The following is a 24869-nucleotide window of genomic DNA, read 5'->3' as shown; positions in this document are numbered from 1 at the left end:
GCGCGTGTTTGACCTAAGTAACAGAAAATCAGACAATTGAAGTCCAATGTTGAAAGTACAAAGTGATTTAATGACAAATAGAATTCAGGGCCGTGGAATGAAATTTATTGGTGCTCATGTATCGGCCTCTGGCGGCGTTGACCAAGCCCCATTGAGAGCGAGAGAAATTGGAGCAAATGCATTTGCTTTATTCACTAAAAACCAGCGCCAGTGGGTTGCTAAACCGCTCGAAGAGGCAACCATTCGCGCTTTTAAGGCTAACTGCCACATGCTTGGTTTTAAAAGTGAACACATTTTGCCGCATGATTCATACCTTATTAATCTGGGCGCGCCAGAAGCCGATAAGCTTGCTAAGTCACGCGAAGCTTTTATTGATGAAATGCAACGTTGCCAGCAACTGGGGCTGACGCTTCTGAATTTTCATCCGGGTAGTCACCTTAAACAAGTCTCAGAAAGTGAATGTCTTGCGACGATTGCAGAATCGATAAACCTTGCACATCAAGCCGTGCCTGAGGTCGTTGCTGTGATTGAAAACACCGCAGGGCAGGGGACGAATCTAGGCTGGCGTTTCGAACATTTAGCCGAAATTATCCAGCAAGTTGAGGATAAATCGCGAGTAGGTGTGTGCCTTGACACGTGTCATACTTTTACTGCAGGTTATGATTTGCGCACAGTTGAGGCGTGCGAGGCAACCTTTTCAGAGTTTGATAGCGTGGTGGGAATGCACTACTTACGTGCAATGCACATCAACGACTCAAAGGCAAAGTTTGCCAGCCGTGTTGACCGCCATCATTCTCTAGGGCAAGGCGAAATTGGTTGGCCATGCTTTGAATTTATTGCCAAAGATGCAAGGTTTGATGGTATCCCATTGATTTTAGAGACAATCGATCCAGACATCTGGGCCCAAGAAATTCAAACATTAAGAGATCTACACGCACAATCGGCAGATTCAGTAGCATCTTAAATAAGTTGGCATCTTTCTTTCATAAAGACAAAGGCATAGCCGCGTCAAAATGAAGGAGGATGTCACTATGTTTCATATGATCTCACGTTCACCATCAATAGCTCGCCCACCAGTCCGATTGCCTATACCTAACCGACATGTGAACGGTCAAGGGCATACTCGAACGCCACAAAAATCACATTAACTGGCAAAAGCTCTGTGACATTGACTCATGCAGTGGTGGCTTTTTATGGTTACAATGCTGTAATTAGTTAATTTGCAGAGCGTTGTTATGACTCAATCATTGACTTGGCACGATGTTATCGGCCATGAAAAACAGCAGGAGTATTTTCAACAGACGATAGCGTTTGTTGAAAAGGAAAGGCTGGCGGGGAAAGTGATTTATCCACCTGCTGCTGACGTGTTTAATGCGTTTCGTTTTACCGAATTTGGCGATGTTAAGGTTGTGATTTTAGGGCAAGATCCTTATCACGGGCCAAATCAAGCTCATGGGTTATGTTTTTCGGTGTTACCCGGCGTTAAAACCCCACCTTCACTGGTGAATATCTACAAAGAGCTGGTGCAAGATATCCCCGGTTTTGTTACTCCTCAGCACGGTTACCTAAAAAGTTGGGCCGAGCAAGGGGTGCTATTGCTCAATACCGTATTGACCGTTGAACAAGGTATGGCGCATTCGCACGCTAATACTGGTTGGGAAACCTTTACTGACCGGGTGATTGAGGCGGTAAATCAGCAGCGTGAAGGTGTTGTCTTCCTGTTGTGGGGTTCACACGCGCAGAAGAAAGGTAGCATGATTGATCGCAGTAAACATCATGTATTAGTAGCACCGCATCCTTCTCCTCTTTCTGCGCATCGAGGCTTTTTGGGCTGTAAACATTTTTCAAAGACTAATCAATTACTTATTGAGCAGGGGAAAGCGCCTGTGAATTGGCAACCCGTATTGGATAAGTGATTAATTGATGTTTTTTCGAGCAGGGTCAAAACAAGCACGCTGAAGCTTTTATACACTTATCTAAAATAAGTGTAATGGAGAAGCACAATGATGATTGAAAGGATCCGTAGAGAACACGGGTATATGGCGCGTTTGCTTGCCATTTTGCGAGATAAACAACGGCAATTGAGTGATGAACAAAGTATCAACTACTCTTTAGTGAGAGAGATTATTGACTACTTGGCGACGCATTCAGAGTCAGTACACCACCCCAAAGAAGATATTCTCTATCACTATTATATTGATCATTATGGTCAACATAATGATATTCAAAATTTAGCGAGAGAACATGTAGAACTTTCTGAGAAAACTCATGCTTTTCTAGAGATTGTCGATATGATTTTGCAAGATGCAGTTGTACCACAGCACGTGTTCATCGAGCAGCTTGATGCATTTATTTCTTCCCAGAAGCGTCATCTGGAGTTAGAAGAACAATCGGTTTTACCCTTGATCAGCCGCACCTTTAATGTGACTGATTGGCAAGCGGTGGAGGCGAGCTGGCAACAATCCGAAGATGATCCAGTATTTGGTGAGACAATTGCGGAGCAGTACCAACAATTAGCTCACCGAGTTCGGCAAACCGCACAAGAGTGCCAGTAATCTCTGCTGATTCAGTTAAACAAAAAGGCACTGTTGAAGTGCCTTTTTACTCAGAGTTTTATTTGATCAGCCTCGAAGCAGACATCCATCTCCATCAATTCTCTTTGTAACCGTTTTTGATCCTGAATCGCTTCAATTTCTCGCCACATTCTTTTTACTGGTTTAGTGCGACTAGAGCGGAGTTTTGTGATTTCCATTTCCAACATTTCGTCAAATTGCAAGCTTTCCATAAGCAACCTCTTGTTGTTGTTATTACGCCATGTCGTGCTCTCTAGATAGCACAGTTTTCGCTAGCCTAGCTATGATTTGTTTCTCATTTGTTTCCTTTTGATGAACCTTTTATTGGATTTTGACCAGAATTTCACAGTTTCAGTGGGATTCTTTAGTACAAAAAGGGAGCGGTTAAGCGACGCAAACGATTTTATTTGCATTTTGAAATGTTAAATAAATGTTGTTTTGAAAATTTACAATTGCCTAGTTGGTTGTTTTATGACCATTCAATAAAAAATTATCATAAATTTATGCAAGATTTAGTGGTGAAACTGATTAGCCCTTTATTCTCAAGGGGTGAGATTAAGTGAGTGCAACTGGGTTTTTATGGTTGTTTTTTATCTTTCAATGTTTCCAGTTTGGGTTGTTTTGGTTGCCAATCTGTTGCTGCGTTGGTTTGTTAAATGTTAATCAAAGGTGATTTTATAGTGAAAAATAACATTTTAACTAAACTTGTTGCATATTGATTTTTGTTCTTTCAGGTTGCATTATCCGCCCGTCAAAAATACGTTGCCCCTTCAAAAGTTGAGACTCCTCACTTTTTGGACGAATAAAATGCATTGCATAATATCGATAAAAACATGCTGGTTAGAACGTTGACTCGCCGCATGTGCATTTTTTCGTGAAGCTTTTCGCTTAGGTCAGCGCTATCACTCTATGAGAGGTTCTTGTGACAGACTTAATCAATTTAATGAATGATTTACTTTGGGGATCCATCCTTGTTTATCTTTTAGTCGGTGTTGGTGTGTACTTCACCGTTCGCCTAGGATTCATTCAATTTCGCCATTTCGGCCACATGTTTAGTGTGTTGAAAAACAGCCGCAAAGCAGATAAAGCCGGTATTTCTTCTTTCCAAGCACTTTGTACTAGCCTTGCTGCGCGAGTTGGTACGGGAAACATGGCCGGTGTAGCCGTTGCTTTAACGGCGGGTGGTCCAGGCGCGATTTTCTGGATGTGGTTGATTGCTATGCTTGGTATGGCGACTTCATTTGCTGAAAGCACGTTGGCTCAGCTATACAAAACCCGTGACAAAGATGGTAACTACCGCGGTGGCCCTGCGTACTATATGGAAAAAGGCCTTGGTATGCGTTGGATGGGTGTCCTGTTTTCCATCTTCCTGATTATTGCTTTTGGCCTAGTATTCAATGCCGTTCAAGCTAATTCAATTGCAGGAGCTATGAAAAATGCTTTTGGATTTGATCCGCTGTATGTCGGTATCTTCATCGTTGCAATTTCGGCTTTCGTCATTTTTGGTGGTATCCGTAAAATTGCGCGTACCGCTGAGTTGATTGTACCTTTCATGGCATTAGCTTACTTAGCGATTGCGATGTTTGTCATGGTCACTAATATAGAAAAGCTACCAGCCGTATTAAGCCTTATTTTCAAAAGTGCATTTGGCCTTCAAGAAGCGGCCGCAGGCGGTTTAGGTTACGCGATTGCTCAAGCCATGATTAACGGCATCAAACGCGGTCTGTTTTCCAATGAAGCTGGTATGGGTTCAGCACCTAATGCAGCGGCTTCTGCAACGCCTTATCCGCCGCATCCTGCTTCTCAAGGTTACGTGCAAATGTTGGGTGTTTTTATTGATACGATTGTGATCTGTTCAGCAACCGTCGCCATTATTTTGATGTCGGGTGAATATGTACCGCACGGTGAAATTACCGGTATCGAGCTGACTCAGCGCGCATTAAGCTCACAAGTGGGCAGTTGGGGTGGGATTTTTGTTGCTTTTGCAATTTTCTTCTTCGCCTTTACTTCAATCATTGCCAACTACTCTTATGCCGAAACGAATCTGATTTTCTTAGAGCACAATAATAAGAAAGGGTTAACGTTGTTCCGTATTATTTTCCTTGCCATGGTGATGTTTGGTTCATTGGCGACCTTGCCGACTGTATGGGCAATGGCGGATGTCTCGATGGGGTTAATGGCGATTGTTAACTTAGTGGCGATCATTCTGCTCTCTGGCATTGTGATTAAGCTTGCGAAAGATTATAACCGTCAGCTAGCCGCAGGTAAGGTTCCCACCTTCGATGCTAATGATTACCCTGAGTTAAAATCTCAGTTGGAAGATGGCATTTGGTACAACAACAAATAGCCTGTTATCGTTACTGACGATTAAATAGATTGAAAAAGCCATGCAGACACCGCATGGCTTTTTTTGTACTCTGTGAGTCATAAAATAAGAATAGAAAGGAAGGAATATCATGCTCATTGTTGTTTCCCCAGCCAAGACGTTAGATTACGAATCCCCGTTGGTGACAAGCAAATATACTCAGCCGGAGCTTATTGACCATTCAGCTCAGTTGATCGATGTTTGCCGTCAATTGACTCCTGCCGACATCTCAGCGTTGATGAAAGTGAGCGATAAAATCGCTGGGCTCAACGTGGCTCGCTTTGCGCAGTGGAGCCCAACCTTCACGTTGGATAATGCACGTCCCGCCATTTTGGCGTTTAAAGGGGATGTTTATACAGGATTTGAAGCAGAAACATTATCGGATGCCGGATTTGAACATGCACAACAGCATTTAAGAATGCTCTCTGGCTTGTATGGTGTACTGAAACCACTGGATCTGATGCAACCATACCGTTTAGAGATGGGCACGAGATTGGGTAACCCGAGGGGGACTAACCTGTACCAGTTTTGGGGGGATATCATTACCGATAAACTCAATCAAGCTCTGAAAGAGCAAGGCGATGATGTGTTGATTAATCTCGCTTCCAACGAGTATTTTAAAGCGGTTAATCCGAAAAAGCTTAAGGGGAGCATCATTACTCCGGTATTTAAGGATTGTAAGAAAGGGCAATACAAAGTCATTAGCTTCTATGCTAAGAAGGCTCGTGGCATGATGGCGCGCTACATTATCGATAAACAAATCTCTTCTGTAGAGCAATTGGCTCAGTTTGACAGTGCTGGCTACTATTTTGTAGAACAGGAGTCATCAGCAACTGAGTTGGTCTTTAAACGCGAAGAGCAGTGATGTAAGAGAGGCGGTTATGTGGCAGTGGTTGAAAAAGCAGGTTGCGCGTTATGATCGCTGGTGTGAGAACATGGGTTTAACACCAGATAAAAAACGTAGCTGTGTTCCTTATCGTCAAGATCCTGTTCAGAGTAAAGAACGTGAGCGAGAATAAGAAGCTGCGTTTATTTGATACGCATTGCCATCTCGATTTTTCTATCTTTGAGCGTGAGTTTGAACACCATTTACATTTAGCTCGCCAGCAGGGGGTTGAGAAAATAGTGATTCCCGCCGTTGGTCCAAGTAACTGGCAACGAGTGGCCGAGCTTGCTAACGGTTATCCTGAACTCTATTTTGCTCTCGGGTTCCATCCCTGTTTTTTATCAACCTCTTCTCCTGCGGATATCGACGAGCTTGAGCAAAAGCTACTTCAAAAACCAGCCCAATGCGTGGCTCTGGGGGAGTGTGGCTTAGATTTTGCGACTGATATTGCTTCCGCTTTGCAAGAAACAATGTTTGAAATGCAACTAGAGCTTGCGAAACGAGTCAGACTTCCATTGATATTACACAGCCGTAAAGCGCACAACCGCCTAATACAACTGTTAAAAAAGCATCAATTTAACCAAGGTGGAGTGCTGCATGCTTTTTCTGGTAGCGTTCAACAGGCAAACCAGTTTATTGAACTGGGTTTTAAGATTGGCGTGGGTGGTGTTATTACCTATCCAAGAGCCAACAAAACCCGTCTTACTATTGCGGCACTCCCCATCGAAAGTTTAGTGCTAGAAACGGATGCTCCTGATATGCCACTCAATGGTTTTCAAGGGCAAGCGAATCACCCACAAAAACTGCCGATTATCCTGCAAACGCTTGCGTTGCTGAAGAACCAATCAGAGCAAACGGTTGCTGATGTTTTGTGGAAAAACAGCCATTCTCTGTTCTTTCCGGTGTGAATAAATTCGAAATGAAATGTAGGTTTAATGATTCTAGTATCAGTAAATATTGAACGTGCTCACATAAATGAGTGAATGGGCAGTGAATCTTATAAGAAAGTGTGAGGCTGGCATTACTTTATCTTAGTGGTGATGAGTATAATCACCCCGCTTCATGAGCTCCATTTTATAACACGCCAACAATAACCTAATAAGGAAATCATAAACTATGAGCCTGTTTATGAGCCTAGTCGGTATGGCAGTTCTGCTAGGACTTGCAGTTCTACTGTCTGATAACCGCAAAGCTATCAATCTAAGAACAGTGGGTGGCGCTTTTGCTATCCAATTTATTATCGGTGGTTTCGTTCTTTACGTACCATGGGGTCGTGATCTCCTTGCAGGTTTCTCTGCGGGTGTTCAAAACGTCATCGACTTCGGTAAAGACGGTACTGGTTTTCTATTCGGCAGCCTAGTTAACTTTTCAGTTGACGGTATTGGCTTCATCTTTGCTTTCCAAGTTCTACCTACTCTAATCTTCTTCTCGGCACTTATCTCTGTGCTTTACTACATTGGCGTTATGCAATGGGTAATTAAGATTCTAGGTGGTGGTTTACAAAAAGCACTCGGTACCTCTCGTGCAGAATCGATGTCTGCTGCAGCCAACATTTTCGTAGGTCAAACAGAAGCGCCACTCGTGGTTCGTCCGTTTGTACCTAAAATGACTCAATCTGAGCTGTTTGCAGTAATGTGTGGTGGTTTGGCTTCAGTTGCGGGTGGTGTACTTGCTGGTTACGCATCGATGGGTGTACCGCTAGAGTACCTTGTTGCAGCCTCTTTCATGGCAGCACCGGGTGGTCTGCTGTTTGCAAAAATCATCAAACCAGAAACCGATACTCCAGATGAAGAACTGGGTAGCGATATGGATGGCAATGATAAACCTGCCAACGTAATCGATGCTGCTGCTGGTGGTGCTTCTGTTGGTCTGCAACTTGCGCTGAACGTAGGTGCAATGCTACTTGCCTTCGTTGGTCTAATCGCGTTAGTTAACGGTATGCTTGGTGGTGTGGGTGGTTGGTTCGGTATGCCTGAACTGACTCTAGAACTACTGCTTGGTTGGCTTTTCTCTCCATTAGCATTCCTGATTGGTGTGCCATGGGAAGAAGCAACGCTCGCGGGCTCTTTCATCGGTCAAAAACTGGTTGTAAACGAATTTGTTGCTTATCTAAACTTCGTACCTTACGTGGGTGAGAACGCACAGATCGTTGCTGCTACTGGTGCGGTGATGTCTGAGAAAACTCAAGCTATCATCTCATTTGCACTGTGTGGCTTCGCCAACCTTTCTTCTGTTGCGATTCTACTCGGTGGTTTAGGTGGTCTTGCTCCTAACCGTCGTCACGATATCGCGAAGATGGGTGTAAAAGCCGTTTGTGCTGGTACACTGTCTAACTTAATGGCAGCAACCATTGCTGGCTTCTTCCTTTCTTTCTAATTAAATAAGAGAAAGAAATATAGACGCCGTTTAACATCGCCCCGTAGCAAGAGATTGCTGCGGGGCTTTTTTGTTTTGGCGAAAGGAATACTTTGATTCACTCTTTAGTCGGGTGGTCAGTGTGTATCACCTCAAGCTCTCTTTTATAAGTTAGCTTTTAATGGATAGATCAGAGTTTATCGGTAAACGAGATTATCGTTGACGCTGATCTTTTTTGAGATACAAACCGTTTGCTCTATGAATGACGCTACAGTTTTGTAGTGAAAATCTATACTGTATCAGTGGGATTCATTTTCAATAGAAGAGTGAAGATATCAGCTAGCGCCAATCAATACATGGAGTATGATTTGACGCAAAGGCAGCCCGTTTTATCATGTCGTGTTGCTTTGATATAAATTAGATACGGGTATAAGTTACACACGGATATACGTTAGACACGGCGATGAGTGCAAATAAGTGGCATATCATGGTTGTGCCATAGGCCAAATTGGCACTGTGCGGTGACAGGGATAGCAATTGAAATGCAAGTGCATTTCGAGTCTTCAAGGAACCAAGTCCGTTCATTTGTGGCTAGCAAGCCATCTCGCTCTCAACACTGAGCGTGGTTTACTAGTGAACTATTTGAATATATTGATCGGAGATAGAAATGAGCGATTTAAAAGCAGCCGCACTACGTGCACTGAAATTGATGGATTTGACTACGCTAAACGATGATGACACGGATGCGAAAGTGATTGCCCTTTGTCATGATGCCAAAACGGCTGTAGGTAATACCGCTGCAATTTGTATTTACCCTCGCTTTATTCCTATTGCGAAGAAGACACTTCGTGAGCAAGGCACGCCAGAGATTCGTATCGCAACCGTTACCAACTTCCCACACGGTAATGATGATATTGAGATTGCCGTTGCGGAAACTAAAGCCGCTGTTGCGTACGGTGCTGATGAAGTCGACGTTGTGTTCCCTTACCGCGCATTAATCGCCGGTAATGAGCAAGTCGGTTTTGATCTTGTTAAGCAATGTAAAGCCGCGTGTGGTGACATTCTGCTTAAAGTGATCATCGAAACAGGTGAGCTAAAAGAAGAAGCATTAATCAAGAAAGCGTCTCAAATCTGTATTGAAGCGGGCGCTGATTTCATCAAAACCTCAACGGGCAAAGTCCCTGTGAATGCAACACCAGAATACGCACGCATGATGCTAGAAGTGATTCGCGATATGGGCGTTGCCAAAACTGTAGGTTTTAAACCTGCGGGCGGTGTACGCACAGCGCAAGATGCTGCATTGTATCTCGCGATGGCTGATGAGCTACTTGGCGCAGATTGGGCCGACAGCATGCACTACCGTTTTGGGGCTTCAAGCCTACTAACCAATCTTTTGAATACATTAGAAGTAACAGACCAAAAAGCCGATCCAGCTGCGTATTAATTATGCGCTGAAGTAGGACTGATAATAATAAGTCTGACTCGTGGAGCTGAGCCATCAGCTCCCGATTACCTCTTTACCTTACTGACCAAAGCATCATGCTTGGGAGGCAACTAATGTATTCAACTCAAACTTTTTTACCTCAAGAAATCATTCGCAAAAAGCGTGACGGCGAGATCCTCACCACCGAAGAAATTAACTTTTTTATTCAAGGTGTAGCGAATAATACCGTCTCTGAAGGCCAAATTGCGGCCTTTGCCATGACGATTTTCTTCAATGAAATGACTATGCCAGAGCGCATTGCACTGACGTGCGCCATGCGTGATTCTGGAATGGTGATCAACTGGGATGCGATGAACTTCGGTGGTCCTATCGTTGATAAACACTCAACTGGCGGCGTAGGCGATGTTACTTCGCTGATGCTTGGCCCCATGGTCGCAGCCTGCGGCGGTTTTGTTCCTATGATTTCAGGGCGTGGCCTTGGTCATACGGGCGGCACGCTGGATAAATTGGAGTCGATTCCTGGTTATAACATCACGCCAAGTAATGACGTATTTGGTCAAGTAACCAAAGAAGCGGGCGTTGCTATCATCGGCCAAACAGGTGATCTCGCGCCAGCGGATAAACGCGTATACGCCACACGTGACATTACCGCAACGGTCGACAATATTTCACTCATCACCGCCTCGATTCTTTCTAAAAAATTAGCCGCTGGGTTAGATTCCTTGGTAATGGATGTCAAAGTCGGTTCTGGCGCATTTATGCCGACTTACGAAGCTTCTGAAGAGTTGGCTAAATCTATCGTCGCAGTGGCTAACGGCGCAGGTACGAAAACCACGGCTATTTTGACGGATATGAACCAAGTGCTGGCCTCTTCGGCAGGTAATGCCCTTGAAGTGCGTGAAGCGGTACGCTTTTTAACTGGTGAATATCGCAACCCTCGTTTACTGGAAATTACCTTGGCCTCTTGCGTTGAGATGTTGTTGTTAGGCAATTTAGCAAAAGACAGCAATGATGCTCGTGCGAAACTGATGTCCGTTCTTAATAACGGAAAAGCGGCTGAATGCTTTGGCAAAATGGTCAAAGGCTTAGGCGGCCCCGCTGATTTTGTTGAAAATTACGATCACTATCTTGAAAAAACCGAGCTGGTTAAGCCCGTTTACGCTCTAGAAAGTGGCGTCGTATCGGCAATGGATACTCGCGCGATTGGCATGGCCGTGGTGGAGATGGGCGGTGGACGCCGCGTCGCAACTGACACTATTGATTACGCGGTTGGGTTTGACCAATTTATTCGCCTAGGTGACGTTGCCGATAGCAGCAAGCCGTTGGCGGTGATCCATGCGCGTAATGAAGCGCAATGGCAACAAGCGGCCAAAGCATTACAAAGCGCCATTCAAATTGGCGGAGAATACACACCAACACCCGATGTCTACGGCCAAATTCGCGCAGAAGACGTATAAAAATATCGGTTGGAGAGAGCAATGAAAAGAGCATTTATTTTAGTATTAGATTCATTTGGTATCGGCGAAACCGCTGATGCACCACAATTTGGTGATGTTGGCGCTGACACTTTGGGCCACATCGCAGACCAATGTGCTAAAGGCGAAGCGAATAATGCGGATCGCCAGGGACCATTGACGCTGCCAAACTTATCGAAACTGGGGCTCGCCATGGCGCATAAAGAGTCAACGGGGCGTTTTGCTCCGGGGCTTGATGCCAACGCTGATATTATCGGTGCGTACGGCCACGCCGCTGAGCTTTCATCAGGTAAAGATACTCCTTCGGGTCACTGGGAAATTGCTGGTGTTCCTGTGCTGTTTGAATGGGGTTATTTCAGCGATAAGCAAAATAGTTTCCCGAAAGAGCTGACAGATCGCATTATTGAACGCGCAGGTTTGGATGGTTTTCTTGGTAACTGCCATGCATCAGGCACTCAGGTTTTAGATGATTTGGGTGAAGAGCACATGAAAACGGGTAAACCGATTTTCTATACCTCAGCTGACTCAGTGTTCCAAATTGCTTGTCACGAAGAGACGTTCGGTCTTGACCGTTTGTTAGAACTTTGCCAGATCGCACGTGAAGAATTAGCAGATTACAACATTGGCCGCGTGATTGCGCGCCCGTTCATTGGCCCGAAAGCGGGAGAATTTGCTCGTACTGGCAACCGTCGTGATTTATCTGTTGAGCCGCCAGCGGCGACCGTGCTGCAAAAGTTGGTTGATGAGAAGCAAGGTAACGTGGTTTCTATTGGTAAAATTGCCGATATTTACGCCTACTGCGGCATCACTTATAAAGTCAAAGCGACAGGCATCCCGGCTTTATTTGATGCAACACTAGAACAAATCAAACAAGCGAAAGATAACACCATCGTCTTCACTAACTTCGTTGATTTTGATTCCGCTTATGGTCATCGCCGTGATGTTGCGGGCTACGCTGCGGCACTGGAGTACTTTGACAAGCGTCTGCCACAAGTGCTTGAGTTAATGGAAGAGGACGATGTACTTATTCTTACAGCGGACCATGGTTGCGATCCAACTTGGCCGGGTACGGATCATACGCGCGAGCACATTCCAGTCTTGATTTATGGGCATAAAGTGGCCCCCGGTTCATTGGGCCGCCGTGAGACGTTTGCTGATATTGGTCAGTCACTGGCGCACTATTTCGGTACGTCTGCGATGGATTACGGCACCAATTTCTTACAGTAAGCGTAGCGATTCATTTTTTGAGGATGAATAGAGAGATCACTCTCTATTCTTTGGTCAATTTAGATAAAGGATACTTTTAATGGCAACTCCACATATTAATGCTGAAATGGGTGCATTTGCAGACGTCGTTTTAATGCCGGGTGACCCACTTCGCGCAAAATACATCGCAGAAACTTTCCTTGATGATGTGGTTCAAGTGTGTGATGTCCGTAACATGTTTGGTTATACAGGCACGTACAAAGGTCGTAAAATTTCGGTAATGGGCCATGGCATGGGGATCCCTTCATGCTCAATTTACGTGACGGAACTTATCAAAGATTTTGGCGTGAAAAAAGTGATCCGTGTCGGAAGCTGTGGTGCGGTCAGCGACGATATCAAAGTGCGTGATGTTGTGATTGGTATGGGTGCTTGTACCGATTCCAAAGTTAACCGTATCCGTTTTAAAGACCACGACTTTGCTGCGATTGCCGATTACAAAATGGTTAAAGCCGCAGAAGAAGCGGCTACGGCGCGTGGTATTAACGTGAAAGTGGGTAACTTGTTCTCCGCAGAGCTTTTCTACACGCCAGATCCAGAGATGTTCGATGTTATGGATAAATACGGCATTGTTGGTGTAGAAATGGAAGCGGCAGGAATCTACGGCGTAGCGGCGGAATATGGCGCAAAAGCACTGACGATTTGCACTGTCTCTGATCACATCAAAACTGGCGAGCAAACGACTTCAGAAGAGCGTCAAAACACTTTCAATGAAATGATTGAAATTGCGTTAGATTCAGTATTGATTGGCGACGCTCAATAATATTCTTTTATAAAAAACCTCAGTGTCGCAACTGAGGTTTTTTTATTTACAAAGCCTGCTAAGTCATATCATCCACATTCTGTAGCAGCAGGTTCTCACCACCACTCTTCGGTTTTCGACGCAGTAGTAGCAGTGTGAGCAATACACCGCTGACAAAGCTGGTCAACAGCATGAGATACATGTAGCGATCACTTTTACGATAGTGGTGATCTGAAATCGCCGTGACGCGGCCAGTTTCAAAAGTAATGCGGATAAAACCAATAATACTGCTTTCATGATAGACAGGCTCAACCAGTTGCTGACGGCCAATGCTGGCCGTGCGCAGTGGTGTATCCAATCCTAATACTTCGCGTACGCTTAACGCGTTATCGCTGGCGGCTAATTTGACTCCTTCGGAATCATAAATGGTAGCATCAAACACCAGTTTGTCTTGAGCTAACTGGTTGGTAAGGGCTAGCAGGCGCTCTTGATCTTGCTCTGATATCATGCTGCCCGCAGATAATGATGCCTGTGAAATCAAAACCTTAGTTAATGTTTCTAGTTGGTTGGCCTGAATTCGTTCGTTACCTTTACTGATCACAACGCTGTTTTTTACGGTAAAGAAGAACATGCCTGCTAATAAAATGACGGTAAGCACACGAATTGCGACGCGAAATGAAAATAAAGAGCCGTCCATAACCCACCTGATTGGATAAATAAAAACTTTACTCATATTGAGACTTGCGTTTTTAAATTGCAATAGGGTAACGTCAGGGGCATACACTCATTTATTGATACTCGAGCATTGAATCGAGTTGATCCCTTTTTGCTTGTGGTGCGTTTAAGCAGGCTGAAGGAAAAGGATTGATTAAGGAATGATAAACATGGATGCCCTCAAAACATTGCCGATCAAAAGGCACACAACGCTGCTCAACCGCTTGCCTGAAACTCGTTTCTCTTCACAATTTGATAAAGCAAAAGCAAGTTGGATTGTTTTTGCACCTTATCTCTCCACTCAACATTTTGATGATATTGACTTTTTTACCGGTTACTACAACGCTGTCCTCGATATGTGGAAAGTGGGGCATTATGAAGTGGCGTTGATGTCAGGTGAGCTGACGACAGAGCACGAGAAAATTTTACAAGGGCTCGAAATTGATTATGCCCGTTTGTGTGAAGTACCAGACCTTTCTAAACCGGGTTTGATTGTGATGGATATGGATTCCACGGCGATTCAAATTGAATGCATTGATGAGATAGCTAAGTTAGCGGGTGTCGGAGAGGAGGTAGCCGAAGTCACTGAGCGAGCGATGCAAGGTGAATTGGATTTTGAGCAAAGCTTGCGTCAGCGGGTTGGCAAACTTGCTGGTGCCGATGAGTCGATTCTTGAAGCGGTTCGCTCTACATTACCCATGATGCCCGATTTACGTGAACTGGTGGCGACACTGCATGCATTGGGGTGGAAAACGGCGATTGCATCCGGTGGCTTTACCTATTTTTCAGATTATTTAAAAAGCGAACTGCAACTTGATCATGCGCAATCCAATACGTTGGAAATTGTTGATGGCAAGCTTACTGGTCAAGTACTAGGTGATGTCGTTTCGGCACAAACCAAAGCCGATATTTTGGTTGAGTTAGCACAACGTTATGAGATTGAATTGCACAATACTGTCGCGGTTGGCGATGGGGCGAATGATTTAGTTATGATGGCTGCTGCGGGGTTAGGCGTTGCTTATCATGCTAAACCTAAAGTTGAAGAAAAAGCACAAGCGGCGGTCCGTTTTGCAGGCCTTGGTGGCGTGCTCTGTATTCTCTCTGCCTCATTGGTGAAGCAGCAAAAACTCAGTTGGAAAGTGAAGCCTTAAGTAAAGCTCAACAGCAAGAGATAAGAGAGTGAGCGATGCCCACTCTCTCTTTTACAAAAGTCAGTCGCTTTTACAAGGTCAGCTCTAAGCGGATCAATACTTCTTCTGTAATATCGATCACCTCTCCATAACCAATGATTGAGGTGATCTCTTTTTCTAGCGTACGAGCGTGATGAAGACTAATTTGTGCCAACTCATTGAGATCACTGCGCAGCAGCGTAGTGATTGGGTCAAAGACGGGTGCACTGCAAATCCTCAAGATGTAAATTTCACCCATGTGCTGCGCTTTTTGAATGAAATCAATACGCTCTTTAGTGTTTTCAAAATCACTTAATAATTTCGATTGGATTGATTGAATACGCGTGCCAAATTTGATTGCCGCAATATAAACGTCGTGATATTGCGGTAGCGCACCTTCAATGCGCCGCATCGGTTTAGCCAGTAGCGTATTGGTGTGACCTTTGAATATTGGCTCTAACGTGATGCGATTTTCTTGGCCTAATTTAGCCAGTAACACAAGATGAGGCGGCAAGGGATAATTCACGCCAATCACTTTAGGGCGTAAATTTGCACCGTGTTTATCAACGAAAATCGGCGAACTTATCATCTTATCAAGCAAAATGTTGTGCAACCCTTCCAGCAAGTTATGACTTGGTAGTACTTCTTCTTTCTGTAACAACTTATCTTGATTGTTTTCAATAATGCTATTGAAAAAAGCGATTGTTTTGATGGTATGTATATTTTCTTCTATCACCAATTGTAGACGCCGACCTTCGGGCCCAATTCGAATGACATTATAGGGAAGGCTATGCAGTGGCAGCTTTTTGTCGTAAAGCTGTAATTCGTGGTAATTGATGGTGACGTTATCGCCTGCTTTCACGGGCAGTGGTGTATCCACAATAATACTTAAACCACGTTTGGATAAATCAATCGTGTGGCCAGTTGCATTTACCCCAGATCCTGAAGTGATAGTCAGCGGTGTCTTGAATTGGTAACGAGGCTCTTTTCTACGCGAGCGAGCATCAAAATAAATGCCTGTAGGTTGGCCAATGATCTGCCTTGGATGACGAAATTTATTGAGTTCGCTATTGGGTAAATTGGGTTTGTCAGTCAATAGGTAATCTTTTGCCGAATCCTCATCACCAATTTCTTGTAAAACGCCACAGTGCGTTAAGTGGCTTGAGCGATCTGACAATTCATGGGCATGAACCGCAAGTTCTTGACGCTCTTCATCCGAGAGTTCAAAGACAAATAAGCGAAACGCTTTCCAACTTTGTCGACGAGCGCCAACATGCCAAAACATTTTTCTTTGTTCACGGTTGGCCTCGGGCATCATCATTGAAAAAAAGAGCGTTTTTTCCTGATGTTCATGCTTAAAAGCATAAAGCACATTATTGCTACCTCGCATCCCCGGCTTGGTTAACTGTTCCATCCGCTCTTTATTGAATAACGAACCGAGTGCTTGTTGATTACGCTCGTCGTGCCAGTATTGCCAGATCGGTTGGTTATTTTCAGTCAGCAGCACCAACTTCAATTCACTGCCACTAAAAAACACTGGTAAGTTACAGGTGTGTTTTAAATAGGTGTGCTCGTAACCACGGGTTCGAGCTCGGATTAGTTTATCTTGGTTATCGTGGCGCGCTTTTTGAGTGTTATTTTGCAGCGATTCAGTAATCACTTTTTCGATGATGTTAGTGTCGGAAAGTTTTAGTGTACGCAGAAATTTCACGGCATCGTTATCGTAAGACTCATCAATACCTAAAATACGATATTCAATGGCGTGGTGCAGTCCAACCACTTCTGACGTTTTGTTGAGTTCGGAAAAATAGACTTTGATCACCTCACCGAGCTTGTAGTTAAAAGCGGCGGGAACTTTAAATTTTGCACCCGAAACGGATAGATCAACACTGAGGCCATTGACCAGCTGTTTACTAGGTAGGTGAATCTCAACTTGTGAGGTGACTTTTAAGCGATTTTCTTGACGCTTGAGATCATAACCAAGCTTAATTGGCTCAGCCTCAAAAAACGTACTGCCACCACCGTCTTTTTGTGGGTTTTGGGCACCACGTTGTTGCATCACACGGAAGTTGTTTGGCGTATTGTTTAATGCTTCCCATACACCTTCCGTGTACGCACCAAATTTTTTGACCCCTTTGTGATACGCGTTAAAGGCCACATCGTCGAACCAATGTTTGCGGCCATCTAATTCATATTCTCGGCATTCCCCTTGTACCCGACCTCGCAAGTCAATACTTTTAACACAAGGAGCCATGATGCGATTGAGCTCCATTTTGACCAGTAATTTTGCCGACGGTGATTCATCTTCTGTCATTTGTGAAAGAAGGTATTCAAAATCAGGTAAACGGTAAGCTGGGATCAAACGCTCTGCGATTGATAGAATTTCAGATTGCTGCATACTTTTCTGTTAGAGTGTCCGTCTTAAAGATTAATCGGCATCGTTATCATAATCTTTAGTTATCTGTTGCGAAGGTTCAACCTTTATTTAAACGTAAATCAACCTATATCACTTCATGATTACTTAACAGTTTAATCTTTAAGCTTGAAAAGTATAGGTTACCAACAAGAAACAGGAATTGTTGAGGAAGCATGGCAAAAGCAAAACGCGCCTATGTATGTAATGATTGCGGCGCAGATTTTCCGCGTTGGCAAGGTCAATGTAGTGCTTGTGGTGCATGGAATACTATCACCGAAGTACGCTTGGCAGCATCGCCGCAGGTTGCACGTAATGAGCGACTAGGTGGTTACGCTGGGGCAGTAACGGAATCACAAGTCCAAGTGCTGTCGGATATTAATCTGCAGGAAGTCCCACGGTTTTCTAGCGGCTTTAAAGAGTTGGACCGTGTATTGGGTGGTGGTGTCGTACCCGGCGCGGCGATTTTAATCGGTGGTAACCCTGGCGCTGGGAAATCGACTTTATTACTGCAAACCATGTGTCAGCTCGCGGCGTCAATGCCTGCTTTGTATGTCACGGGTGAAGAATCGCTTCAGCAAGTCGCGATGCGAGCCTCTCGTCTTGGTTTACCTAAAGATAAGCTTAAAATGCTGTCGGAAACCAATGTAGATCGCATTTGCCAAATCGCTGAAAAAGAGCAGCCCCGCATCATGGTCATAGACTCAATTCAAGTGATGCATGTGGCTGACGTCCAATCCTCTCCCGGTACGGTGGCACAAGTGCGCGAGTCTGCGACAACGCTCACACGCTACGCTAAGCAAAACAACGTTGCCGTATTTTTAGTCGGACACGTTACTAAAGACGGTTCTTTGGCTGGTCCAAAAGTGCTAGAGCATATTATTGACTGCTCGGTATTGCTCGACGGAGGGACTGATAGTCGTTTTCGTACATTACGCAGTCACAAGAACCGATTTGGTGCGGTCAATGAACTCGGCGTTTTTGCCATGACGGGACAGGGCTTGCGTGAAGTGAGTAATCCTTCTGCCATTTTCCTTTCGCGAGGCGAAGAAGATACTTCGGGCAGTTCGGTGATGGTTGTATGGGAAGGAACGCGTCCACTGCTAGTGGAGATCCAAGCACTGGTTGACTATTCACAATTAGCGAACCCAAGGCGAGTCGCCGTTGGGCTTGAGCAAAATCGCTTATCTTTATTGTTGGCAGTGCTTCACAAGCACGGTGGCTTACAAATGTCCGATCAAGATGTGTTTGTTAATGTGGTTGGTGGCGTTAAAGTGACGGAAACAAGCGCCGACTTAGCACTTCTCATGGCACTGCTTTCAAGCTTCAGAGATAAACCACTTGCTAAAGATGTTGTCGTGTTTGGCGAAGTCGGTTTGGCCGGAGAAATTCGCCCAGTACCTAGTGGTCAAGAGCGATTAAATGAAGCATTTAAACATGGTTTTAAGAAAGCAATTATTCCGATGGCGAATATGCCTAAAGGTGGAATACCGGGCATGCAATTGCACGGTGTGAAGAAATTATCTGAAGCAATTGAAGCATTTGATGAGTTATAAATCTTAATTAAACTCGCCTCTTTTACGGTTATGACCTATATTTCACCGACAGTTCGTAACCGTACTATATTTTTTTTCAAGCAAGCGTATGCAAGGGTATCAGTCTTGACAGATTGTGATATACTCTGCGCGCACTTTATACCTTATTAACAGAGTAAGACAATGGCAGATTTATCAAAATACAGAAACATTGGTATTTTCGCGCACGTTGATGCCGGTAAAACCACTACCACTGAGCGTATTCTTAAGCTTACTGGTAAAATCCACCGTACAGGTGAAGTACACGATGGCGCTTCTACCATGGATTTCATGGATCAAGAAGCTGAACGCGGTATCACAATTCAATCAGCAGCGACGACTTGTTTCTGGAAAGATCACCGTTTTAACGTTATCGATACTCCTGGGCACGTTGACTTCACAGTTGAAGTTTACCGTTCTCTGAAAGTTCTTGATGGCGGTGTTGGTGTATTCTGTGGTTCTGGCGGTGTTGAACCTCAGTCAGAAACTAACTGGCGTTACGCGAACGATTCAGAAGTAGCTCGTCTGATCTTCGTAAACAAACTAGACCGTATGGGTGCAGACTTCTTCCGCGTTGTAGGACAAGTGAAGAAAGTTCTTGGCGCAAACCCACTTGTTATGACTCTTCCAATTGGTCGTGAAGACGAATTCGTTGGCGTTGTTGACGTATTAAACCGTCAAGCTTACGTTTGGGATGATTCAGGTCAGCCAGAAAACTACGAAATCAAAGAAATTCCAGCAGACATGGTAGAGCAAGTTGAAGAATACCGTGAAATGCTAATCGAAACTGCAGTAGAGCAAGACGACGAGCTAATGATGGCTTATATGGAAGGCGAAGAGCCAACTATTGAGCAACTAAAAGCTTGTATCCGTAAAGGTACTCGTGAATTAGCGTTCTTCCCTACATTCTGTGGTTCAGCATTCAAAAACAAAGGCATGCAACTTCTACTAGATGCCGTTGTTGATTATCTTCCAGCTCCAGCTGAAGTTGTACCTCAAGATCTGACTGATCCTGAAACAGGTGAGCCTACTGGTAAAGTTGCAACAGTTTCTGTTGACGAACCATTCCGTGCACTTGCGTTCAAGATCATGGATGACCGTTTTGGTGCCCTAACGTTTATCCGTATTTATTCTGGTAAACTGAAGAAAGGTGACACCATTCTTAACAGTGCTACTGGTAAGACTGAGCGTATTGGCCGTATGGTTGAGATGCACGCGAACGATCGTAACGAACTTGATTCCGCTCAAGCGGGTGATATCATCGCTATCGTTGGTATGAAAAACGTGAAAACTGGTCACACTCTATGTGATCCTAAACACGAATGTACTCTTGAGCCAATGATTTTCCCAACGCCTGTAATCTCTATCGCTGTTGCTCCTAAAGACAAAGGCGGTTCTGAGAAGTTAGGTATTGCGCTAGGTAAAATGGTTTCAGAAGATCCATCATTCCAAGTTGAGTCTGATGAAGAAACTGGCGAAACCATCCTAAAAGGTATGGGTGAACTTCACCTAGATATCAAAGTTGATATCCTTAAGCGTACACACGGCATTGATCTTATCGTTGGTGCTCCTCAAGTTGCTTACCGTGAAACTATCACTAAAGCAATTGAAGACAGCTATACGCACAAGAAACAGTCTGGTGGTTCTGGTCAGTTCGGTAAGATCGACTACCGTATCAAACCAGGTGAGCCAAATTCAGGTTTCACGTTCAAATCAGTAGTTGTTGGTGGTAACGTACCTAAAGAATTCTGGCCTGCGGTAGAGAAAGGCTTTAAGTCTATGATGGACCAAGGTGTTCTTGCTGGGTTCCCTGTACTAGACGTTGAAGTTGAACTGTTCGACGGTGGCTTCCACGCAGTTGACTCATCTGCAATCGCATTTGAAATCGCAGCGAAAGGTGCATTCCGTCAATCTATGCCTAAAGCTGGCGCTCAACTTCTAGAGCCAATTATGCACGTTGACGTGTTTACTCCAGAAGATCACGTTGGTGATGTTATCGGTGACCTTAACCGTCGTCGTGGCATGATTAAAGATCAAGAAGCTGGCGTAACAGGTGTACGTATTAAAGCGAACGTTCCTCTATCTGAAATGTTTGGTTATATCGGTCACCTACGTACAATGACATCTGGTCGTGGTCAGTTCTCTATGGAGTTCTCACACTACGCTGCATGTCCTGCAAACGTTGCAGAGCAAGTTATTGCTGACGTTAAAGCACGTAAAGAAGCAGATAAGAAGTAATTCTTAAAAGCTAAGCTGAACGTAAAAAGCCCCACCAGTGAAAGCTGGTGGGGCTTTTTTATGTAACAACGAAATAGAAAAGGGCATAAAAACCGATAAAAGCAGAACCGATAACAGTGGAAACTGCTGGGAGAAGGTAGTTTATACTACTCAATTCATATCGTTTAGTTAGCCCTTAAGGTTGATATAGATTTCTTCAACCTTAATACGTGCCCATTCAGTTTTACGTAAAAATTTCAAGCTTGATTTAATACTCGGATCCTTTTTAAAGCAGTTAATATTGACCATGTAGCTGAGTTCTTCCCAGCCATAGTATTCAACGAGATCCGTGAGTAGTTTTTCTAAAGTGACCCCATGCAGCGGGTTATTATCTTGTGTCATGATTCAATTATTCAATAGCGTTATTTAAGCTAAGTATAGCAGGCACAGGAGTTAAATTAGGACAAAATATTAGGCAATATAGGAGGTTGTTAGTGTGAAAACTTGGTGTATTGGCAGGTTAGAGGCTAAGTCCAACCTGCTCCATTAGAATGGATTACTCTTCCCAAACAACCAGTTGTCCTTTTGGCCAATTGTGCCCCATTTCATGATATTTCTGTTCTAATACATGCCGCTTGATTTTTAAGGTAGGAGTGAGGACACCATTTTCGATTGACCATGGCTCCTTTATCATTAGCACGCCTTTGATTTGCTCATGCGATTCCAATTCCTCATTCATCCGCTTAATGACTTTTTGAGTAGTACGCTCATAACGAACGCGATCAAAATGAGGGAAATTATGTGGAACAACTAGCAAAATAGGGGCGGGAAGCCCTAAGCCAATCAGACACATCATCTCGACTCGAGTGTATTCGAACAGTTTATTTTCGATAGGTACGGGAGCCACAAACTTGCCTTTGGCTGTTTTAAAGGTGTCCTTTTTGCGCCCTTGAATGGTGAGATAACCTTCAGCATCAATAAAACCGATATCGCCAGTATGTAGCCATCCTTCTTTATCAAATGACTCTTGAGTTGCAATGTCATTTTTATAATAGCCAGAAAATAGTCCTTGGCCACGCACCATAATCTCATGATCATTATTAGCGATTTTAAGTTCGATTCCTGGGCCTGCTCGTCCAACCGACCCCAATTTGTCGGCTCTAAACGGGTAGTTCAGGGTGCTATAAGCAAAAGATTCTGTCATGCCCCAAGCTTCGGTAATGTTCAGCCCAATTTGGTGATACCACTCTAATAACGCCGGTGATACGGGAGCCGAGCCACAACCAAGCACACGTGCTTGATCAAGCCCTAAGCCATCAGCAAGTTTCTTCTTAATCAGCGTGCTTACAAAAGGGATCTTTAGCAGAAAATTGAGCTTTTTCTGCGGTAATTTGTCTTGAATGCGTTGCTGAAATAGAGTCCATAACCTTGGTACTGAGATAAAGAGCGTCGGGCGCTGCATTTTGACATCTTCAATAAAGGTGTCTAATGATTCAGGGAAAGCCGTTTGTACCCCACCCATGATGGAAGAGCCAAAAATATAAACACGTTCAGTAATATGAGCCAAAGGGAGGTAGGAAAATAAACGGTCGTTTTCTTGAATTCCAATGTGGTTTATAAGCTGTTGAGCTGACCAGCTAAATGCACCGTAGGTCAGCATAGCCCCTTTCGGCAAGCCCGACGTACCCGATGTATAGACTAAAGACATCAACTTATTGTCATGATGTACAGGGCGTTCTGTGCTTGGCGGATAGTGCTCAATCAATTTTGTAAACAGGTGATCGCAAGTGGGAGCTGAATCATAGGGTAGCGCAATACTGATGATATCTGGTAAATGGCTCAATACTTGTTGGGTGGCTTGTCCGTTATCGAGTTTACCCACAATGACTATTTTTGTTTCGCTATGGGTGAGGCAGTATTCGATGGTATCGGCGCCAGCCGTTGGAAAAATGGGAACACTGACAAAGTCGCCGAGCATCATTGCGAGATCACACACAAACCATTCAGCGCAGTTTTTGGAAATGAGTGCAATTTTATCTTGGGGTTTTGCCCCTAGCGCTTGTAGCGCTGAGGCGAGCCTGAGTGCTTTGTCGGCGACTTCAGCATAGGTGTATTCAACAAATTTTCGGTTAATAATTTGTCTTAAATAAACTTGGTTGGGGCGTTCCGCTGCCCATTTCAAGATCATTTCATTCGGTGGTGGGAGAGCACAAGTTGCTTTGCTTAACTCGTTAGGCTGAATCATTCTCTAACTCCATGTTATTGGCAAAAATATTATTATTCTTATGTTAACGTTTTGTTAACTTTAGCATGGTGGAATGGTTAGGTAAAAGAAGATTGTAGTTACTAAACGTTAAAGTTGCGCGCTGGATTCACTTTCTTATTTTGACACTATTAACTCAGAGTGACGTTTATTTCTGTTCAGTTGAATCTATCCTTCGGGTCGATTTCTGGGTGAATATCAATCACATGTTTTAAGTAATCTTGATGATAGCGAAGGGCATTGACACAGTGTTTATCAAGCTTGCCGCTCACGACCATTTTTTCCAGTTCGAGAAGGGCAAAAGGAACAGACCAAGCTTGTTTGTATGGACGATGGCTTGTTAAGGCATCAAAGACGTTGGCAACAGCAATAATGCGTGCCGATATCGGGATATTGTCTTGCATTAGGCCGTAAGGATAGCCACTGCCATCCAAAAACTCATGATGATAAGCGACGATCTCTTTTAATATGGATATGCAAGGGTGATCAGGTGTACCTATGTCATCAATAATTTGATTAATGATTTCAATCCCTTTTTCTATGTGGCTATACAGTTGAGCACGCTCTGGTTTATCTAATGTATTTGGGTTAAGTAATAAGCTTGTCGGTAGGGCAAGTTTGCCTATGTCGTGATAGCGCGAAAACTGGATAATGTTATCAATGGTTTCATCATCCAGTTGATAAATGTCAGCAACCTCAGTAGCGATGACTTTGGCATAACAGCTAATACGTTCTTTATGCTCTTTCGATTCTAGTTGATGCTCTGGGGAGCGCGCTTGAGTCAAATTTACAGTCTCTAAAATAGTGTGGACTAAATCGTATTCAGAGCAAACTGCAAAGCGAATCATCTCAATAAAAGGTTCTACATTCTGCCTTACCTGTTCGGTAAACAAATGGCTTTGACACGAGTTGAGGAAAATAAAGCCAATAAATGCTTGCTGGTGGTAAGTCGGAATCGCCAGTGATGAACAATAACCTTGCTCAATTAGCCAGCGAGTATGAGGATAGTCTGGCTTCAATTGGATTGGGATATTTTCAACGCTACGACTCTGGCCGTTTTGTGCGCATTGCTTAAGGACTGGAAGCTCAGCAAGTGGAAACTCGTAATGTATAAGCTCGCCCCCGTGAAAGGTGCTGTCGGCGTAGGTTTTCAAATTATCATGATGATGGTCGTATAGCGCAAAAGAGATGCGGTCAATCTCTGGGACTTTGACTTGCATTCGTTGGTGTATGTTAGCCAGTTGCTTATTGAGTGGACCAACATGTGGAAAATAGGCGTGCTCGCAACCTTTGCTATGCGTATCCATCGCGTGTTCCTCTGCGCTACAGGGTCTCCAAGGTTGAAATGGAGAGGCTCTTCTAATTGATAAGTTTAGAACAGATAAGCGATGCGTGCGTGAAATTTAAATAAAAAAT

21 protein-coding genes are annotated in these 24869 nt (G+C 44.1%); 15 read left to right on the top strand and 6 right to left on the bottom strand.

Annotated features, from left to right (window positions below; genetic code table 11):
* Window positions 1–46: 46 nt before the first annotated feature.
* The 3 genes from nfo (at window position 47) to AACQ42_RS02855 (ending at window position 2555) form a co-directional block, all read left to right on the top strand.
* Window positions 47–964 (top strand): deoxyribonuclease IV, encoded by a 918-nt coding sequence (nfo, locus tag AACQ42_RS02865; protein WP_094165973.1) that lies wholly within the window; start codon window positions 47–49, stop codon window positions 962–964.
* A gap of 271 nt (window positions 965–1235) precedes the next feature.
* A complete protein-coding gene (gene ung / locus AACQ42_RS02860) occupies window positions 1236–1916 on the top strand; it encodes a uracil-DNA glycosylase (protein WP_026027958.1) in 681 nt (226 codons plus the stop codon).
* A gap of 87 nt (window positions 1917–2003) precedes the next feature.
* On the top strand, window positions 2004–2555 hold the full coding sequence (locus tag AACQ42_RS02855) for a hemerythrin domain-containing protein (RefSeq protein WP_094165972.1): 552 nt from the start codon (window positions 2004–2006) through the stop codon (window positions 2553–2555).
* Between the two features lie 50 nt (window positions 2556–2605).
* On the opposite strand, the gene AACQ42_RS02850 is transcribed toward AACQ42_RS02855, so the two are convergent.
* Window positions 2606–2785 carry a DUF3545 family protein gene (locus AACQ42_RS02850; protein WP_010318284.1) on the bottom strand — a complete coding sequence of 60 codons (180 nt, stop codon included), beginning with the start codon at window positions 2783–2785 and terminating at the stop codon, window positions 2606–2608.
* A 710-nt stretch (window positions 2786–3495) separates the two neighbouring features.
* Here AACQ42_RS02850 and AACQ42_RS02845 point away from each other — a divergent pair.
* From AACQ42_RS02845 to deoD, 9 genes are all read left to right on the top strand, one after another.
* Entirely contained in the window at window positions 3496–4920 is a 1425-nt protein-coding gene (locus tag AACQ42_RS02845) for an alanine/glycine:cation symporter family protein (protein WP_094165971.1), read from the top strand.
* 109 nt (window positions 4921–5029) lie between these two features.
* Window positions 5030–5803, top strand: a complete 774-nt coding sequence (gene yaaA / locus AACQ42_RS02840) for a peroxide stress protein YaaA (protein WP_026027382.1) — start codon at window positions 5030–5032, stop codon at window positions 5801–5803.
* 16 nt (window positions 5804–5819) lie between these two features.
* Window positions 5820–5957, top strand: a complete 138-nt coding sequence (locus AACQ42_RS02835; protein ID WP_013856121.1) for a DUF5363 family protein — start codon at window positions 5820–5822, stop codon at window positions 5955–5957.
* Window positions 5944–6732, top strand: coding sequence for a TatD family hydrolase (locus AACQ42_RS02830; RefSeq protein ID WP_094165970.1), 789 nt, complete (start codon window positions 5944–5946; stop codon window positions 6730–6732). The genes AACQ42_RS02835 and AACQ42_RS02830 overlap by 14 nt, the downstream gene beginning before the upstream one ends.
* Before the next feature lie 208 nt (window positions 6733–6940).
* A complete protein-coding gene (locus AACQ42_RS02825) occupies window positions 6941–8200 on the top strand; it encodes a NupC/NupG family nucleoside CNT transporter (protein ID WP_013856123.1) in 1260 nt (419 codons plus the stop codon).
* A gap of 646 nt (window positions 8201–8846) precedes the next feature.
* Complete coding sequence (gene deoC, locus AACQ42_RS02820; RefSeq protein ID WP_013856124.1) at window positions 8847–9623, top strand: deoxyribose-phosphate aldolase; 777 nt, start codon at window positions 8847–8849, stop codon at window positions 9621–9623.
* Window positions 9624–9718: 95 nt separating this feature from the next.
* Entirely contained in the window at window positions 9719–11080 is a 1362-nt protein-coding gene (deoA, locus tag AACQ42_RS02815) for a thymidine phosphorylase (protein WP_017043061.1), read from the top strand.
* A gap of 21 nt (window positions 11081–11101) precedes the next feature.
* Window positions 11102–12325, top strand: a complete 1224-nt coding sequence (locus tag AACQ42_RS02810; protein WP_094165969.1) for a phosphopentomutase — start codon at window positions 11102–11104, stop codon at window positions 12323–12325.
* Between the two features lie 79 nt (window positions 12326–12404).
* Complete coding sequence (gene deoD, locus AACQ42_RS02805) at window positions 12405–13124, top strand: purine-nucleoside phosphorylase (RefSeq protein WP_013856127.1); 720 nt, start codon at window positions 12405–12407, stop codon at window positions 13122–13124.
* Between the two features lie 58 nt (window positions 13125–13182).
* On the opposite strand, the gene AACQ42_RS02800 is transcribed toward deoD, so the two are convergent.
* On the bottom strand, window positions 13183–13800 hold the full coding sequence (locus AACQ42_RS02800) for a YtjB family periplasmic protein (RefSeq protein WP_026027378.1): 618 nt from the start codon (window positions 13798–13800) through the stop codon (window positions 13183–13185).
* Between the two features lie 187 nt (window positions 13801–13987).
* Between AACQ42_RS02800 and serB the strand changes: the two genes are divergently transcribed.
* Window positions 13988–14968 carry a phosphoserine phosphatase gene (gene serB, locus AACQ42_RS02795; RefSeq protein WP_026027962.1) on the top strand — a complete coding sequence of 327 codons (981 nt, stop codon included), beginning with the start codon at window positions 13988–13990 and terminating at the stop codon, window positions 14966–14968.
* Between the two features lie 70 nt (window positions 14969–15038).
* Here the strand turns inward: serB and AACQ42_RS02790 are convergent, their stop codons facing one another.
* Window positions 15039–17384, bottom strand: a complete 2346-nt coding sequence (locus AACQ42_RS02790; protein ID WP_094165968.1) for a PilZ domain-containing protein — start codon at window positions 17382–17384, stop codon at window positions 15039–15041.
* Window positions 17385–17575: 191 nt separating this feature from the next.
* Here AACQ42_RS02790 and radA point away from each other — a divergent pair, with 191 nt between their 5' ends.
* Together radA and fusA are read left to right on the top strand one after the other, a co-directional pair.
* The gene (radA, locus tag AACQ42_RS02785; protein WP_013856131.1) at window positions 17576–18955 is read left to right on the top strand and encodes a DNA repair protein RadA; all 1380 of its coding nucleotides are present in this window, start codon (window positions 17576–17578) and stop codon (window positions 18953–18955) included.
* 162 nt (window positions 18956–19117) lie between these two features.
* Window positions 19118–21211: an elongation factor G gene (gene fusA, locus AACQ42_RS02780; RefSeq protein WP_017043055.1), complete on the top strand. Its 2094-nt coding sequence runs from the start codon at window positions 19118–19120 to the stop codon at window positions 21209–21211.
* A 168-nt stretch (window positions 21212–21379) separates the two neighbouring features.
* Here fusA and AACQ42_RS02775 read toward each other — a convergent pair whose 3' ends face one another.
* From AACQ42_RS02775 to AACQ42_RS02765, 3 genes are all read right to left on the bottom strand, one after another.
* The gene (locus tag AACQ42_RS02775) at window positions 21380–21592 is read right to left on the bottom strand and encodes a VF530 family protein (RefSeq protein ID WP_013856133.1); all 213 of its coding nucleotides are present in this window, start codon (window positions 21590–21592) and stop codon (window positions 21380–21382) included.
* Window positions 21593–21746: 154 nt separating this feature from the next.
* The gene (locus AACQ42_RS02770) at window positions 21747–23435 is read right to left on the bottom strand and encodes an AMP-binding protein (protein ID WP_013856134.1); all 1689 of its coding nucleotides are present in this window, start codon (window positions 23433–23435) and stop codon (window positions 21747–21749) included.
* 176 nt (window positions 23436–23611) lie between these two features.
* Window positions 23612–24760, bottom strand: a complete 1149-nt coding sequence (locus AACQ42_RS02765) for an HD-GYP domain-containing protein (RefSeq protein ID WP_088721265.1) — start codon at window positions 24758–24760, stop codon at window positions 23612–23614.
* Between the last annotated feature and the right edge of the window lie 109 nt (window positions 24761–24869).

The organism is Vibrio sp. V12_P9A6T4 (genome assembly GCF_963874835.1).
GTDB classification, from domain to species: Bacteria; Pseudomonadota; Gammaproteobacteria; order Enterobacterales; family Vibrionaceae; genus Vibrio; species Vibrio anguillarum.
The sequence above is the reverse complement of the archived record's forward strand: the minus strand, read 5'-3'. Positions and strand labels throughout refer to the sequence as shown.